The 17,292-nt window shown below is 41.7% G+C and carries 13 protein-coding genes and 1 pseudogene; 7 read left to right on the top strand and 7 right to left on the bottom strand.

Annotated features, from left to right (window positions below):
• Positions 1–41: 41 nt before the first annotated feature.
• From ACSBOP_RS05325 to ACSBOP_RS05335, 3 genes and pseudogenes are all read left to right on the top strand, one after another.
• Entirely contained in the window at positions 42–176 is a 135-nt protein-coding gene (locus tag ACSBOP_RS05325) for a hypothetical protein (protein WP_442603401.1), read from the top strand.
• The gene (locus ACSBOP_RS05330; RefSeq protein ID WP_442603402.1) at positions 173–1,711 is read left to right on the top strand and encodes a recombinase family protein; all 1,539 of its coding nucleotides are present in this window, start codon (positions 173–175) and stop codon (positions 1,709–1,711) included. The genes ACSBOP_RS05325 and ACSBOP_RS05330 overlap by 4 nt, the downstream gene beginning before the upstream one ends.
• 10 nt (positions 1,712–1,721) lie before the next feature.
• Positions 1,722–1,814 (top strand): annotated as a pseudogene (locus tag ACSBOP_RS05335) (helix-turn-helix domain-containing protein); the annotation flags it as partial.
• A 156-nt stretch (positions 1,815–1,970) separates the two neighbouring features.
• Here ACSBOP_RS05335 and ACSBOP_RS05340 read toward each other — a convergent pair.
• The 4 genes from ACSBOP_RS05340 to ACSBOP_RS05355 all read right to left on the bottom strand — a co-directional run bounded on the left by ACSBOP_RS05340 (position 1,971) and on the right by ACSBOP_RS05355 (position 6,741).
• Positions 1,971–2,369, bottom strand: a complete 399-nt coding sequence (locus tag ACSBOP_RS05340) for a DUF2871 domain-containing protein (protein WP_442603403.1) — start codon at positions 2,367–2,369, stop codon at positions 1,971–1,973.
• Positions 2,366–4,591, bottom strand: a complete 2,226-nt coding sequence (locus ACSBOP_RS05345) for an MMPL family transporter (protein ID WP_442603404.1) — start codon at positions 4,589–4,591, stop codon at positions 2,366–2,368. The genes ACSBOP_RS05340 and ACSBOP_RS05345 overlap by 4 nt, the downstream gene beginning before the upstream one ends.
• 99 nt (positions 4,592–4,690) lie before the next feature.
• Positions 4,691–6,064 (bottom strand): sensor histidine kinase, encoded by a 1,374-nt coding sequence (locus tag ACSBOP_RS05350; protein ID WP_442603405.1) that lies wholly within the window; start codon positions 6,062–6,064, stop codon positions 4,691–4,693.
• Entirely contained in the window at positions 6,061–6,741 is a 681-nt protein-coding gene (locus ACSBOP_RS05355; RefSeq protein WP_442603406.1) for a response regulator transcription factor, read from the bottom strand. Before ACSBOP_RS05355 ends, ACSBOP_RS05350 begins: the two co-directional genes overlap by 4 nt.
• Positions 6,742–6,864: 123 nt before the next feature.
• Here ACSBOP_RS05355 and ACSBOP_RS05360 point away from each other — a divergent pair, with 123 nt between their 5' ends.
• The 3 genes from ACSBOP_RS05360 to ACSBOP_RS05370 all read left to right on the top strand — a co-directional run bounded on the left by ACSBOP_RS05360 (position 6,865) and on the right by ACSBOP_RS05370 (position 10,042).
• Complete coding sequence (locus tag ACSBOP_RS05360; protein ID WP_442603407.1) at positions 6,865–7,677, top strand: MurR/RpiR family transcriptional regulator; 813 nt, start codon at positions 6,865–6,867, stop codon at positions 7,675–7,677.
• A gap of 186 nt (positions 7,678–7,863) precedes the next feature.
• Positions 7,864–9,360: a PTS transporter subunit EIIC gene (locus ACSBOP_RS05365; RefSeq protein WP_442603408.1), complete on the top strand. Its 1,497-nt coding sequence runs from the start codon at positions 7,864–7,866 to the stop codon at positions 9,358–9,360.
• A gap of 37 nt (positions 9,361–9,397) precedes the next feature.
• On the top strand, positions 9,398–10,042 hold the full coding sequence (locus tag ACSBOP_RS05370) for an N-acetylmannosamine-6-phosphate 2-epimerase (protein WP_442603409.1): 645 nt from the start codon (positions 9,398–9,400) through the stop codon (positions 10,040–10,042).
• A 74-nt stretch (positions 10,043–10,116) separates the two neighbouring features.
• On the opposite strand, the gene ACSBOP_RS05375 is transcribed toward ACSBOP_RS05370, so the two are convergent.
• The 3 genes from ACSBOP_RS05375 to ACSBOP_RS05385 form a co-directional block, all read right to left on the bottom strand.
• Positions 10,117–11,622, bottom strand: a complete 1,506-nt coding sequence (locus ACSBOP_RS05375; protein ID WP_442603410.1) for a thiol-activated cytolysin family protein — start codon at positions 11,620–11,622, stop codon at positions 10,117–10,119.
• Between the two features lie 211 nt (positions 11,623–11,833).
• Positions 11,834–13,138 (bottom strand): D-arabinono-1,4-lactone oxidase, encoded by a 1,305-nt coding sequence (locus ACSBOP_RS05380; protein ID WP_442603411.1) that lies wholly within the window; start codon positions 13,136–13,138, stop codon positions 11,834–11,836.
• Positions 13,135–14,334 carry an amino acid deaminase/aldolase gene (locus ACSBOP_RS05385; protein WP_442603412.1) on the bottom strand — a complete coding sequence of 400 codons (1,200 nt, stop codon included), beginning with the start codon at positions 14,332–14,334 and terminating at the stop codon, positions 13,135–13,137. Before ACSBOP_RS05385 ends, ACSBOP_RS05380 begins: the two co-directional genes overlap by 4 nt.
• Before the next feature lie 947 nt (positions 14,335–15,281).
• Here ACSBOP_RS05385 and ACSBOP_RS05390 point away from each other — a divergent pair.
• Positions 15,282–16,832 carry a stalk domain-containing protein gene (locus tag ACSBOP_RS05390; protein WP_442603413.1) on the top strand — a complete coding sequence of 517 codons (1,551 nt, stop codon included), beginning with the start codon at positions 15,282–15,284 and terminating at the stop codon, positions 16,830–16,832.
• Positions 16,833–17,292: the final 460 nt, after the last annotated feature.

The raw sequence follows: 17,292 nt of genomic DNA on the forward strand, positions 1-17,292 counted from the left end.
CATTCAGGTGTCATCATACATATGTGGTGAGGTGATGCCTGATGGAGAAACGTCCATTGCAGCTTGTACTTAGGCCAAGTAATCAAGGAAGGGATAGAGAACGACTTTTAAGTGAAATGATTCACGAAGTAATTCGTGCAGCGCTAAGCCATGATGAACGCGATAAGAAACCATGAATCACATCGCAGCCATCTATGTTCGTGTCTCCACGACAAAGGATTCCCAGAAAGATAGCCCTGAGCATCAGCGAGGGATATGCAAAGAGAAAGCACGAGCCCTCGGGCTAGAGGTTGGATATACGTATGAGGACCGGGATACGGGGACCTCGATTGTGGCACGTCCAGAAATTCAGAAATTGGTGCGTGATGCACAGAATAGGCTGTTCCAAATTATTATTTTTGCATCATTATCTCGGTTTTCAAGGGATACGTTAGATTCTTTGAGTTTAAAAAGAAAATTGGCAGACGCACTCGGCATACGTGTCATCTCAATTGAAGAAGGCTATGATTCATTCCTTGATAATGACGAGTTGAAGTTTCAAATCATATCCGCAGTGAACCAGAAGTTAAGCGAGCAAATTTCGCTTTCATCCAAACGAGGTATAAGACAGTCCGCACGAAGTGGTAATTTTACAGGATCTATTCCTCCCTATGGCTATCAGAAAGTAATGAAGGATAGGAAGAAGACGTTGATTCCAGATCCAGATACGGCACATGTGGTACGGCTTATTTATAGCTTGTATATCGATCGGAAAATAGGTGAAAAAGCGATTGTTACCTTTTTGAATGAAAGACATATTCCGGCTTATAAAGGCGGTGCTTGGGGACTTACGAGTGTGCAGAAAATATTGACGAATGAAGTGTACGCGGGGCAGAATGTATTTTCTAAATATGAGATAGAAAAAATTTATCATAACCTAGATGATGTGTCTGATCGTGGAAAAAAACAAGTGCGGCGTAATCCGGACAAGTGGGAACGGAGCGCAGAAAGAACACATGAAGCCATTGTAGATGAGACTACTTTCTTGGCAGCTCAACAGGTGAGATTGCAGCGCGGAGGAGGTACAAGGGGGGGGATCCGTAATAAGGTGAATGTGTTCGCAGGCTTTATCTTCTGTACACATTGCGGTGGAGCGATGGTGAGCATGAAGAGCGGTAGTTATCGCTACTTAATCTGTTCTAGACGGAGGCGACAAGGTGAAAGAGGATGTGTGAACAACTTTTGGCTACCTTATGAAGCTTTTCGTGACCAAGTGTTGGAGGTTGTAAGTTCGCGACTAAGAGCACTTGTTGATCCAAAATCCTTTGTCGAAATGAATGCGAAACAAGTTACAAGTGTTCGAAATGATCCTGAGATGGAGATAAGAAAAGTACAAAGAAAGTTAGAGGTTGTCCGAAAAACGTTGTATGGCATGAGGAAGTTATATTTGAATGGGCAGGTAGATGAGGAGCAGTATGCCTATGAGAAACAGCAATATGAGGCAGATATTGAAGCATGCCAGTTCAGGCTTATTCAGCTCCAACAACAGAACGAACAACAGATCAACCCAGATGCCTGTTATGCGATTGCGGAGACTGCTGTGGAAGAATGGATAAACTTAAAGTTTCGAGCTGATTTTGAACGATTGCGTGCGGCTATACAGAGATTGATCGATAAGATTGAAGTACCCCATACTGGGCAGATTGTGATTACAACCATTCTTGCTGACTAGATGGTTTTCAAACCCCATCTCCAATGTCATGCAAAAGCTCAACGTCAAAGGACGTTCGCAGGCTGTTGTAGAGTTAATTCGACTTGGGGAGTTAACGATTTGACCAACTGCACAACTTCGATTAACCTTCATTGCCAGATCCCGCTAAAGGGGCCCGGCAAGAGGGTTTTTTGATGTTTGGGGGATCGTGCACGAACATGTATTATCAAGTTGCAAATAAAAAAGACTGTTGAAGTAAATCAACAGTCTGAATGACAATTTAGTCCTTAATCACCTTTTTCAAATAAATGAGCAGCCATACAAGTCCAGCACCCATAATGGCGTGACTTAATCCTGCCATATGAGGCAACCCCTTGAAGTCTGATCCATTTACTTGAAAAATTCCTCTAGCAATTAACGTGCCGATCGTCCCTAACAATCCAATGTTATACACGATAAACCAAGCTTTGAAGCCTTTGCGCTGATGGATTTGGAACACTTTGGCGAGTACCAAGACGATGAGGAAGAACATGAATCCGAGCACGAGAATGTGCGTGTGTGCGACTCCTAGCACCGTTTGCCCTGTAAATCCTTCGCCCTTTGTAAATTCTCTGTAAAAGATACCGGATAGCAAGCCAAGCACCAAATACGTAAAAGCAGCATAGTACAATTTTTTCATAAATGTTCACTCCTTGAATGATTATGGGTTTGATTCGGATTGCTTTTGTTCATGAGTGTCATAATCCCTGGAAGCAGAATGCCTCTAACAAGGAATGTATCGATTAGAATCCCAAGTGCCATGGTCAGACCGAATAGGAAAAGCTCCTGCAAAGGCTGGGTAATGAGCACGCAGAATGTGGCGGCAAGGATTATCCCTGCTGATGAAATTACACCACCTGTAAAGCCAACTCCACGCTCAACAGCCTCCTTCCAACTGTGCAGGCGTGCTTCTTCTTTAATTCTCGAAACAAGCATGATGTTATAATCGACCCCTAATGCAACCATGAATACAAAGGTGTACACAGGCAAGCGATAACTGATGGAATCATATCCAAGGATGTTGTGGAAGATCATCCAACCAATCCCCAGTGTCGCTGCATAGGACAATAGAATCGTAGCAATCATATAGATTGGCATTAGGATCGAGCGAGTCTGGAATGCCAGCATAATCGTAATAAAGACGGTTACGAGCGAAAACAGCAAGATGGTATCTCGTGTGTTCATCGCTTTGACATCAAGTTGTTCTGCGGTTTGTCCGGCAAAATGCAACTCATAATTCGCTGCTCCAAGACCGCTGCTTGTTAATAAAGTATTGGACTGATCCCGTAATTGGCTTACAAGATTGAGAGCAGCTTGATCGTAAGGATTGTCTTGCAAAGTGATCTTGAACTTAACAGCTTGCTTCGTGTCCGATAAGAAATTCTTAGGCAGTGGTGCCGAAGGATCTGCTAATACAGCTTGCAAGTCAGGCGAGATCGATGCGATACCGCTTCGCTTTTTCAATTCAGCCATGAGGGAATTCATGCTTTTGATGAACGTTTCATCAGCTCGAATATCTTTATTGGACTTCAAAATAACCGTGACGGGTGCCAGCTCACCTTTTGGATAACGCTGCTCCAAGATATCGAATCCTTGACGGGAAGAAATATGGTCAGGGAATGATTTCATTAAGTTAAAGGAGAAATTCATCGTCGTAATATTGAGTGCTGAACCGATTAAGAGTACGAGTAAAATACATACCGATACAACAGGACGTTTCGTAACACCTTTACCGACTTTACTCCAGAAGCCTTTTGGCTTGGTAATGCCAGTGTCAGTCGTCACTTTCGGAATAAACGGCCAGAATGCTTTGCGACCGAGCAAAGTGAAGATACTTGGGATGAGCGTTAGACCTGCAAGCAGGATGACTACAATTGCAACCGAGAACACCGGTGCAAAATGGTTGTAAGGCTTAAAGATTGTAACGAACAAAGTGAGCATTGCGACAAGCACGGTACCACCACTGAATACAAGGGGCTCCGCCAGGTGTGTCATTGTCGACTTCATTGCATCGTTTTTGGAACTGGAGCGTTTAAGCTCTTCTTTGTAGCGGGAAATAATGAATAAGCAATAATCAGTTAAGACCGCAAACAGCATAACCATCATGATCGAGCTTGCGGAGCTGTCGACGACAAACCAGCCGTTTTTCGCAGCAAATCCGAGTATTCGATCGACAACCTGATAGACGATACCAGCTAATAATAACGGAATAATCGCCAAAAGGGGTGAGCGATAAATCACAACAAGAATAATAAGAATAAGCACCACAGTTGCGATCATCAGTACGAAATCAGCATTTTTGAAAAGTGTTTTCGTATCTGAAGAGATGCCTGCAGGTCCTGTAATTTCGAATTGCACACCATCAAGCTTCGCTTGTTTGACGTGATCACGGATCGCTTGCAGGGCGTTATAGACTTGATCAGTTGAACTATCTTTCGTAAGGGCAATGTTCAAAAGCAAAGTTGTTTTATCCTGAGAGAACATGCTGTCTTGTACTTGTGGCGGTAATTGGTGAAAAGGAAGTGAACTTGCAACATCAGCAGGCTTTTGATCAGATGCCAGCCATTGACTCATGCTAAGGATGCCTTGGCGATCCTCACTCGTAAGTCCTCCCTCACGATGAAACACAAGTAGCGCGGGAAGCCCATCCTTCGATGGAAATTGTTCGTTTACTAACTGCTGTGCAATTGCAGAGGACGTATCTTCGTGAATACTGCCTTCTTTACTGCTTTGCGCATAGGGCTTTGAACCAGGTGCGAGTACACTTAAGAGTACAATCCCAATGAGCCAGATGGTCAATACGACTTTGGCGCCTTTGGAACTGCTTGTGTACGCAGCCAGTTTTTTGAATGGATTTCGCATAGAATGCAACTCCTGTCCTAAAGGTTCTTGCAACTTTATCTTAGGACAGAAGTATGAACGGAGAGTGAACGGGGGGTTACATATGGGTAGGCTTGGCCGCTATGGAAGCCGAATAATCATCGTCGTTCCGCTATTTTTAGGGCTTTGCGCTTCGATTGTTCCTTGGTGCAAGAGGACGATTTTTTGCACAATAGATAAGCCTAGACCGCTTCCAGCTTGTGACCGATTCCGTGATTGATCGACCTTATAGAAACGATCAAAGATCGAAGGTAGATCAGCCTCGGGAATTCCAATTCCACGATCTGCTATTTGCACGACGACGACTTCGTGATCAAGTTCAATATGAACATGAATGGCACTGCCGGTATTGGAAAATTTTATGCTGTTGGTGATGAGATTGAGCCAGACGAGATGCATCAATTGCTTGTCTGCATTTACATGAATGGCCGTGGAATCGAGGTGAATCTCGATATTCTTTTCTGTCCATTGCCACTCCGTCATGATGATGATTTCCCGAATTTGTTCATCTAATCGGTAGATCGTCTTCTTCAGAACATTGGATTCTTTATCCAGTGATGCGAGAGTTAGCAGCTGTTTGCTGAGCGAAGACAATCTTCGGCTTTCATTATCTATAATGGATAAGTAGCGCATTTTATCATCAGGGGATGTCTCGCTATTCATCGCTTCACTTACGAAACCTTGGATGGAGGCAAGTGGAGATTGAATTTCATGCGAAACGTTCGCGACGAACTCTTGACGCATGTCATCGAGCTGTTTAAGCGATTGGGCCATGGATGAGAAATGTGATGCTAGATTCCCAATTTCATCCCCGCGAGAGACATCGAGCTTGATATCGTAATTGCCATCCATGATCTGCTTCGTTGCTTTTGTTAGTGACTTCACAGGCTTCACGATAAATCTTGTGAATATCACAACAAAGACGATGCTGAAGAAAAAAGTAAACGAGAGCAGGATCGCCATCAAATATCGGACTTCGCCAATCTGCTGTTCTAAATCAGGACGAACGAATAAAGCATAAGGTTTTTCCTCAATTTGCAGTGGAATACCGACACTGTTGCTCAAGCTATTTTTAAAAAAGCTAGTAAAGGAAAAATCATGAGGTTGTTCTAAAATACTGTATGGCTGCTTGTCTACTAGCACTTGTTTCTTGAATGTATCATCCAGATCCAGATATTTGAATGCCCGCCCATAATAGACTCCTTCGTGTTGTCCATCTAGAAGGAACATCTGAAATCCCATACCCGAAATTCGAGTTAAGTAAGCATCTGCCGCTCCTTTAGGGGCTTCTTCTACTAATGATTTGACCTCTAGGGCAATATTCATCACTTTGTCTTCGTAATAAGATTTGATACGGGTCTCGTAATAAATGTTCGATGCTAAGAAGGCAAGACCAATACTCATTATGGCAATGAGGAGCGAAATAATCACGACGCGAAAATATAAAGTTTTCATGATCCACCCACCTCAAGCTTATAACCTACGCTGCGAATGGTTGTGATGACGAAATCTTCGCTGCGATGCATAAACCGCTCCCGCAGCCGCTTAATATGTACATCAATCGTTCGACTATCCCCTTGGAAATCTGCTCCCCATATGAGTTGGAGCAGCTGTTCGCGGGTATAAATTTTACCGGGAAAGCTGGCAAGCTGAGATAACAATTCAAATTCTTTTAATGGCAAAATAATCGTCTCATCGCCTGTCTTCACTTCGTAACTGTTTCGATCAATGACGGTCTGATTGAGCCGAATCACATCCGAAGAGACCATCTGGTAACGACGCAGCAGCGCTTTGATCCGAAAGAGCAGCTCCTTTGGCTCAAATGGCTTGACCATGTAGTCGTCCGTTCCAGATAAGAATCCAATTTCTTTGTCCTTTACGTCCCCTTTGGCAGTTAGCAGGATCACAGGAATATCGTAATAACGTCGGATTTCCTCACAGATTTCCCAACCATTTTTGACAGGCATCATCACATCGATAACAGCGATATGGATTGTCTCCTGCTCAAGAAATTTTGAGGCTTCACCGCCGTCAGCTGCCTGGAAAACCGTATACCCCTCTCTTTTTAACACCAAAGTCAATAGTTCGCGAATATGAGAATCGTCGTCTGCGATCAGAATATGCATGCTCAATGCGTTCACACCTTTACATCAATAGGATTACTTTAATTGTCGGTCAATGGAATCAGGATTGTCAATCTTGTTGAATCTCCATGTAAATTTTGCTATAATTCCCGGATGGTAGGTGGTGAGATCATGGATATACTTACAGTGATTCAACAGCTATATCCGAGTTTTTCAAAGAAAGAACAGTTTATTGCGAATTACATTTTACAAAACGGTAAAGCGATTAAAAATATGAATATATCCGTGCTAGCTAACCATGTAGGTGTTTCAAACGGGACAATTACACATTTTTGCAAAAAGATTGGTTGCTATAATTTTGCAGATTTAAAGGTACAATTGGGTAGTATTAGTACAACAGTTAGTCCTGCTTCGGAGAATGATATTCTTGTACAAGTCCATCATTTTTATCAAACGGCGATTGAGCGTTCCAATCAATTATTGGAAATTAAATATTTGCATCAGCTTGCTGATCGGATCAGAAAAGCAGCACGAATCTATATTTATGGGATTGGGAGTTCGGGACTTTCTGCCAATGAGCTCATGCTCCGATTGCTTCGGATGGGTTTTAATGTGCAGAGTATTACGGACTCTCACTTGATGGTAATAAACAGTTCGATATTGAACGAAAAGGACTTTGTTATTGCAATATCGAGTTCGGGTGAAACAACTGCCATTATTGATGCTGCCCGGATCGCTAAAAATAACAAGTGCAAAGTGGTTTGCTTGACCACTTTTTCTGAAAGTAGGCTAGCCCAACTGACGGACTCTTACGTTATTGTTTCTAATTCTTTATTTATTGATAAAGAACGGTTTGTAAATAGCCAATTTTCTACCATGTATGCGATCGATGTTTTATGTTCGATCTTGCTAACAGATGTGAATCTAAAAGGCAGTATGCAAATTACGGTTGATACGATTCTTGAACATAATCGAGTCGAGTAAAGTTATGACTCCATCTTAATACCTGTAATCTTCAAAGGTGTTTTACACCATTTGATGATTACAGGTATTTTTTTCATGTCTAAATTTTTTATTAAAAATAAAATTATTTTATTTAAAATCTATTTACTAAATTTATTTCACAAATTACAATAACATTATATCTCGTAACCAAATGGGGGGAGTAATATGTTTAAACAATTGCAAAAGCTCGGCAAGTCATTTATGTTACCGATTGCAATCTTGCCTGCAGCTGGTTTGCTTCTTGGGATTGGTGGGGCTTTATCGAATCCGAATACAGTATCAGCCTATCCCATACTGAACGCAAAATTTTTGCAGTCTATTTTTCAAATTATGTCTGCAGCAGGAAATGTGGTTTTTGCGAATCTCGCCCTTATTATGTGTATTGGTCTTGCCGTTGGTTTAGCGAAGAAAGATAAAGGTACAGCCGCTCTTGCATCAGCAGTTGCTTTCTTAGTTATGAACGCATCCATTGGCTCGATGATCACGGTATTTAATCCAGATATTAAGTCCATCGATACAGGAGTAGTTGGAGCAATCGTAATTGGTTGTTTAGTTACTTATTTGCATAGTCGTTATAGAGAAATTCAATTACCTTCTTTTTTAGGATTTTTCGGAGGTTCTCGATTTATTCCAATCATCTCTTCGTTTAGTGCTATTTTTGTCGGAGCGATCTTTTTCATCATTTGGCCGACTTTCCAAGGATGGTTAGTATCAGCAGGTACAGCGATTGCTGGAATGGGTTACGTGGGGACGTTCTTCTATGGATTTTTGCTTCGTTTAACGGGGGCGGTCGGTCTTCACCATATTATTTACCCGATGTTCTGGTTTACTGAACTTGGTGGTGTGGCGACAGTAGCAGGTCAGCAAGTGGTTGGAGCGCAGAAAATATTTTTTGCAGAGTTAGCAGATCCGAATCATGTGGGACTTTTCTCAGAGGGAACTCGCTTTTTTGCAGGACGTTTTGCAACAATGATGTTTGGTCTGCCTGCTGCATGTCTTGCGATGTATCATTGTGTACCTAAAAATCGTAGAAAATTAGTATTTGGTTTGTTTTTAAGTGCAGCGCTTACATCTTTCCTAACCGGTATTACCGAACCGATTGAATTCATGTTCTTATTCGTGGCTCCTTGGTTATATGTCATTCATGCTGCATTAGATGGCTTATCTTTTATGATTGCAGATATGTTATCGATTCGTATAGGCAATACATTCTCAGGCGGGGCAATCGATTTCACGCTCTTCGGTGTTCTACAAGGTAACAGTAAAACGAACTGGATCTATGTCATCATTGTGGGTCTTGTGTGGGCAGTTTTATATTATGTCATCTTCCGTTTCTTAATTACAAAGTTTAAAGTTGCGACACCAGGACGTGAGAGTGATGGTGAAGATGCAGCGGTAGTAGTTGAAACGAAAGATACGATTAAAGAAACAGCACTTCAAGTACTAGATGCGCTGGGTGGTCCATCAAATTTAGAAGATGTAGATGCTTGTATTACAAGACTTCGTGTAGCGGTAAAAGATGTGAACAAGGTAGATAAAGATGCGATTAAGAAATTAGGTGCTACGGCAGTATTAGATGTACAAGGTGGAATTCAAGCTATCTTTGGTGCTAAAGCAGATTTAATCAAGCAAAAAATCAATGATGCTCTTGGTGAAGAATAAATGAAATAGAAAAAATTAGATCGTGGAGGACTATACTGTGAACAGAGGATTAATTGTTTCATGTCAAGCCTTAGAGGAAGAACCACTTCATAGTTCATTTATTATGGGACGTATGGCAATCGCGGCTGTAGTAGGCGGTGCAGTAGGCATTCGTTCGAATAGCGTTGCAGACATCGAAGAAATAAAAAAACAGGTTCATGTACCAATTATTGGTATTATAAAACAAGATTATCCAGGTTTGAAATCATTCATTACTCCAACCATGGCAGAGGTAGACGCTCTTGTACAAACGGGAGTAGAAATCATCGCTGTGCAGGCAACAGAGGATCAAGACGAAAGTTTTTTACAAGCGATTTTCAACAAATACCCATCCCAGAAATTCATGGCGGATATTTCAACACTTGAAGAAGGGCTGCGAGCTGACCGATTAGGGTTTCATTATATTGGAACAACCTTAATTGGCTATACACCGCAATCTCAAAACATTGAAAAGTTTGATGTGTTAAAGCAACTTATTATGCATTGTAAAAAGCCAGTGATCGCAGAAGGTAATTTTAATACACCAGAAGAAGCAGCTCAAGCGATCGAGATGGGCGCCTATTCCGTTGTCGTAGGGACTGCGATTACTAGACCGCAAATCATTTCAAAATGGTTTGCTGATGCAGTAGATGAGGCTCTATAAGGAACACGAAAAAACGGTTAAGCACATTGCTGCTTAACCGTTTTAACGCTATTTCTATTTGATGCTCAAAATGATCAGTGACTAATCTTACCTGTCGGGTATAACGTCGTTCCTCCAATGGAAACTTTTATATCGCTGGATAATGGAACGTTCGTTTCATTTATAACTGTTCTCCACCAATCCCACGCAAGACCTGTACATTCTTTTGCAGAAATGTTGATGTTCTTGGAATTAGGAGGAAGTGGAATCTCTGTCGAGAAATGTGCTGTTTTATCTAGACCATTTCCTTCCCAAGTTCTATGGGTAACAACTTCTTGTCCATCTGCACCAAATGTGAATTCATCCCAAGATACTTGGAATTGAGCCACGTATGCACCACGATGATCAAGCGTTATTTTGCCTTTCGAATATTCTGTGGATTTAGTCTCAATATAATCCGTGTTGTTGTGAACAGCAGCAATGGAATTGTCTTTCAAGAAGACACTTGTATATGAAATTGGGTAAGCTGGATTCTTAGTACTAAATTGTGCATTGTCCTTGATTACATTTTGAATGACATTGAAGTCTTTCGATACGACCTGGTTATGTGTTTGTGCATCGCCGCCTAATACAACAGCAGTAAACGAACTTTCATCATAAATATTTTTGTATTGTCCACTAGCTTGTATGTTAGAATTTTTGAGCAATGCTTTAAATGCAGCTTGTACATCACTGCTCTTCGAAGTTGTCTCTAATTTCACGTAAATGGTTCTGCCATAAGCTACGTTGGAAACCATCAGAGGTGGAGCCTCTTTACTTACCCCTTTGCGGACCAATTCAGCAAACGTCACACTGTTATCAAAAAGGTCGGATGGATTGTTAGGAAGAGCTGCATTTACGGTATAAAAGATTTGCTTATAGGCAGCTACCATTACTTTTTTCTCGCCACTTGCCACCGCGTTAAAGTCGATGCCCAGCGTATTGTTAAGCACTTGAGCGTTCACATTCAGTGCACTGGCAATTTGATTTTTGCTGTAAACCATAGATTCTGCATACTGTAGTCGTGCAGGCAGTGTATGCGTGCTCGAATACTTATCAACCCAATTCGACACTAGCTGATCAACGGCACCAGAAACGCGACTGTAAGTTGGATTTTGAACCGCAATTGTATTTTCATTCTTCAACCCAGGTAGATCAATGCTAATATCTAATGGTTTTCTTGCAGCCATAACCAGACTAGGCTGATTATCCGCAAAATCCTTATTTGCAAGCTGTATTGCGCCTGGATAAGTGCGATTCGTTATCGAATCAATAATAGAAATATCTACTGGTGAAGTTGTTAGTGATTTTTTCTCCCGTTCAACCACGATAAATTTGCCATTGGACTGGGTACCTTCTTTGGGAACAAAACTACTAATTTGATCCCCATTAACGGCCAAAACTTCATTACGATTATAATTCAGGTTTGCGATCCCAGCATCAATCTCATTAGGCACGGTGGCTTCAGCTAATGAAATATTGGGATAAGTAAAGACGTTTAAACTAACTAATAGACTTGCTAATAACAATTTCGCTCCTTTAAAATGTTTTAGTTTTTTCATAAATATCGCTCCTTTTTGTAAACTAGGGGAGTTCCCTACTCTATATATCGGTTTTTTGTAGAGAATTTGTTGTATTTGCAGAAAAATATTCACTCGTGCTGTAAAGAACACGAAAAACGGTTAAGCACATTGCGGCTTAACCGTTCTTCTTTTATATGAACCGATTCCATGCAAAATTAACGCTTACCAGTAAATTTCTCAGTCCGCAATGTCACCCAAACAACCCGCTCACATAGTCATTGGAGAACAACCCATCTGGATCTAACATCCTCCGCACTTCAAGAAAATCCTCAAACTTCGGATACAGCTGATTTAGTTCACTAGCTCGAAGCGAATGCAGCTTGCCCCAATGCGGTCGTCCGCCATGGCGAAGGAAAATAGTTTCCAATGTAGTGAAGTAGTCCTTGTAAGGCATGCCTTTATACATGTGAACCGCAATATAGGCGGAATCACGACCATAAGCAGGACTAAGCCAGATATCGTCTCCTCGCACATATCGGCATTCAATTGGAAAGTGAACGGCGAATTGCTTGCGCTCCATACAAGCTTTGACCTCTTCCAAGATCGGGTGCATACTGTCCGCTGGGACACTGTATTCCATCTCACTGAACCGCACTAAACGTGGCGTAGCGAACAATTGATGCCCGTAGCCTGATTCGCTTAAAGTCGGGATCGCCTTGGCAGATAGTCGGCTTGCCGCCTGACACATTTTCGGAAATATACGGCATCCTTCGGAAATGAGCCAGAAGGCGGCATTTTCCATTACAAGCTTATTCAGATGATTCCAGACATTATTCTTGCTCGCAGGCAAATCGGTTGTATTCATGAACTTCACTTGTGTTTGATCGGTATATGGGAACCAATAAAACTCGAAATGCCGATGCTCCTGTCGCCAGATTTCAAGGTTATCCATACACGTTGTAAAGCTTGCCATTTTACTTTGAAAATGCATCCGTTGTGCAGGTATCACCTTCAATCGAACCTGCACAATAATCCCTAAAGTACCGAGTGACAACTGCATCGCTTTAAAAAGCTGCGGATTCACCTCATCACTGCACTCTAGTACACTTCCATCTGCAGTGACGACAGTGAGCCCCACGACTTGCGTCGATAAGCTGCCAAACTGAACACCAGTTCCATGTGTCCCTGTGCCAATTGCACCCCCAATTGACTGCGCGTTAATATCACCAAGGTTTTCTTGCGCCCAGCCTGCGGCGTACAAATCTTCACCGAGCTTTTTGAGCTTGGTTCCTGCCCAGACAAGAGCGGTTTGTTGTTCCCGATCAATATGAAGAATACCCTGCATGGCATCAAGTGATAATAAAGTGAAATCAGTTCGCGCAAGCGGTGGAAAAGAATGTCCAGAGCCGACAATGCGAATTTTGGTCCAGTCTTTACGGCATTGGTGTACGATGTCCACGACATCTTGAATGGATTCAGGGTAGAGCAGCTCTTGCGGCTTACTCATCGATAATCTAGACCAATTACGCCACGTTGGATTCGCGATTTGCTTCATAGAAAACACCGTCCCAGTCCACGATAAGTTGGAAACACCATCTTTATTTCCCCTTGTGAATAGCCGTGTAGTTGTGTAAAACGCTCACATAGCTCGCCTGCCTTGCTGTGGCGCATGAAGATCGGATCTCCTAAATTCAGTGTTTCAGGTCCTTGGTATACGATGGGGGTCTGCACCTCGCCTGCTCCTTCTAATTTCGTAAGTTCGGCACCTTGAGGCAGATGGACTTTTGGCAATTTATCTCGTGCACATGCACCTGATGCCGTATAGCCACCGCCGAGGCAGGTGTACGTGTCAGTCCGGGGTTGTCTAACGATTTCGATGGCATATCCTGCCGCGGGTTGGAATTGAATATCCTGGTAGTAGTCGAACAAAGCGGGGGCATAGAATGCGGAGCCGACTGTCACTTCAGTAACGACATCTTCCAGTGTAGTGGTAAGTAAGCTGCCGCTACCGCCTCCATTGACAAATCGTGGTGTAATGCCTTTTTGATTAAGAGTATGAAGGAGTTCTGCACGTGTTTTAGTGAACTCAGCAATGGAGCTTTGTTTAAGTAAACGGATAACGTGGTTTTTCATTCGAGTAGCGGGGTTTTGATCACCGAGGCCTGCAATTTGTGCTTCATAACCCATGATACCGTCTAGTACCAGATTGTCTGATAAAGCGATTTTCTCAGCTAATTGAACAGCGGCTTCCACCGTTCGAGTGGGGGATCTCCACACACCAAAATGCAGCTTCCAAAAATCCGAGGAAAGGTCTAGATCGATGCATACAGGCATCTTTACCTTAAACTTTCGGGCAATCTGCTCGATATGTGCGACATGCGCCATGGAGTCTACCATGAGCGTTATGGCTCGTCCTTGATCAACAAGCCCGGCAATGGATTCAATTAGGGTTGGATTCCAGATGGGGTAGCCAAGAAGTAAGTCATTAAAGCCTTGCGAAGCGAGAAAGATCGTTTCCTCCCCTGTGAAAGTCATGAGGCCGATAAAGGCAGGATCACTGTCCATCAACAGATGTAAGACATGGACGGAGCGGATGGATTTGCTGGCAATTCGGATTTTTTTGGTGGTGGCAAGTCGTAGGACTTGCTGGCGATTTTGCTCCAAGAGATCGAGGTCCAGATAAGCAAAAGGCTTGGCTAAACCGGCAAAAGCAGCTTTATATGCTGCATAGGTGGATGCTTGGTTCGGCATGAGGAATGCACCTCCAGGAAATAAATAGATTTCTTGTCGCTGTGAAATCGCTTTCTGCCTATTGTAACATGGAATCTTTTTCCATAAAAGAGTGTTTGCGGGTCTATATCGATAGCAGTATCGAAGGATGTTACACTTGCAAAATGATTAAAACAAAATTGGCTCAAAACCAAAATCAGTTCTTGACGAATTAAAGTTCGGCTAAAATGGAAAAACATCTGCTAATCCTGTATTGTTGTAAGTCCCCACCCACAACAAAAAAGGAATAGACAGATGCATATCCAGTATATCTAAAACGGAAATTGTAAGAGCATTACGTGACCGAGAATTTAGGAGTCAGTTTGAAGGATTTGAACATCCAGCAGGTAACAACATTCAACTTTTGTCCAATGACACAAAAGTGCCTACATAATCGTTATTTGACAGAATGTTATCTACATTGTCGAGGATGCTGGTTTAAGTGGAAAAACACTCACTTTTATGCAAGTTTAAATCGCACTTTATTGAGCTAACGGGCAGACTAACGTAATGGATAAAAATGGCATATAAAGTTCTTGATATTTGACTATGTCAAGAACTTGATCCGATTCTCGAATCATGCCATAAATATTGTCCGATTGCCGATACAATATTACCTGGGTCCACACTTAACATTATGCTTATTATTCCAATTTTCTTTATGGCACGTTTTTTATGTAGACTATGAATGCAATGGATACTTTGATAGGTTTTTGTTTCACATAAAGGAATTTGAGAGATAAAGTCGAAATCAATAATATTTTTCTTAGGCGGACAACCCTGTGAGGTGAACCGCTTCGCGAGGCCAGCCTTTACAGGCGTTAAGGTTCTCGGGTTCGTAAATAAAAGAGACACTAGACGATATCATTTATAGGAGGAAAAGCATTGTCAAAAATATTTGAAACTATATTTAGGGAGATGAATACAGTATGATTCGTAAACTATCTCTTATTACAAGATGTACTCTTCTTTTCATATTATTATTTTTCACGCTGTTTAATCGTACAATTATTACTCATGCGGAGACCTCTTCAGAGATAAGTAATACCAAGGTTGCCTGGAAAGAGATTGCTGTTGGAAGCACGATTAGTTTGGCAGTAAAGCAGGATGGGACAGTGTGGGCATGGGGGATGAATAATTACTACGGTTTATTTGGAAATGGAGAAAGCGGAGATCAGGCGGTAAATACCAAAATACCAGTCCAAGTTAAAGGTTTGAATAACGTGATTTCTGTTGCAGTAGGAGCAGATCATGCACTTGCCTTAATGAAGGACGGAACCGTCTGGGCATGGGGATTTAATGAAGTTGGACAAATTGGGGATGGGACCCAATCAATGTATTATTATGATAAATCTAATGAATCTAGGATTGATAATAATCGCCTGTTTCCTGTAAAAGTTAAAGGTATATCGAATGTTATTGCGATTGCAGCAAACCGATTAGGGAGTTATGCGATTAAGGAAGACGGAACGCTTTGGGCGTGGGGCAAAATACAAGAGACCTGTGAATGTGTAGAATACCAATCATCTCCTTTGGAGATTAAACGATATACGAACGTTGCAGCTATTGCATTAGGGTATGATAATCTTTTGGTATTAAAAAAGGATGGAACCGTTTGGACAACGGAAAAATCTATAACTTTTCAAATTAAAGAGTTGAGTAACATAAAAGCTATTGCAGCAAGTTACGGAGCTAACTTCGCTTTGAAAGAGGATGGCACGGTTTGGGCATGGGGTTCCAACTCGCGTGGACAACTAGGGGATGGAACTTTTATAGATCGACAATCGCCCATACAAATACAAGGAATAAAAGATGTTGTATCGCTATCTGCAAGTATAGCAGGACCCCTTTACTTAAAGGAAGATGGAACGGTATGGGCAAATGGTCAAAATGGTGGAGGTCAGTTAGGAATTGGCTCTTATGAACATAGTAATGTGCCTGTTCAGGTAAAAGGACTAAAGAAAATTACGAAAATAGCTGCATCCTCGATAGGGTTTCGATCTATGGCTCTCCGTGTAGACGGAACACTCTGGTCTTGGGGAATTAATTACGTTGGAGATGGTACAGAAGGGACCAGAACGGAGCCGGTATGGATAAAAAGCTATGATACCGAGATTCTACAAAGCGATCCGATAACAGTAAAATTAAATGAGAAAATATTGGATTTTGAACAACCTCCAATTGAGATTAATGACCGTATTATGGTACCACTTCGCAAAATTAGCGAGTTGATCGGAGCAGATGTGCAATGGGATCAGAATACAACCACCCTGACTATGACAAAAGGAAATAATATAATTAATCTGACAATAGGGAATGATTTAGCATTTAAAAATGGGCAAATCATTCGACTGGATAGTCCACCTACAATAATCAACGACAAAACCTTCGTGCCTGTAAGATTCATAGGAGAATCATTCGGCGTTACGATTGATTGGGACGACAAAACAAAAACCGTTATGATAAATACTACAAAATAATAAAATGATTATTCACCTATTTACTTCCAGAGGAATAAATACCAGTAAACTAATACTTTATACACTTTAAGTTATAATTGAGCATTTCACTTCCAGTAAACTTTGAATCAAAATGAATAAGGATAAAGTGCCCTCCTTGTGGTAAATAGTAGTCACCAGAACAACTTTACACGAAGTAGAAAACACTTTGTCTCATGAAGCAATCGTTCCGCAGTTCGGAACTACCTATTGCAACCGTTTACCATTTTACTTTTTCAAACCATTATAATTACGAACGCCCACACCAATCCCTTAACGACTGCAAGCCATTTCAGTATTATGCACATAGTATTGAAAGAGTTGCATCGTAATCTAGCAATTAAAAACGAACAGGAGGCTTAACTTATTCCTCTTGGTAGAGAGGCTCTAACATCTCTCATTATTGTTAAGCAAGGGCACACTTTTTTTCTACAATGGAACG

This window comes from Paenibacillus sp. KN14-4R, from assembly GCF_052180255.1.
Lineage (GTDB): Bacteria > Bacillota > Bacilli > Paenibacillales > NBRC-103111 > Paenibacillus_AM.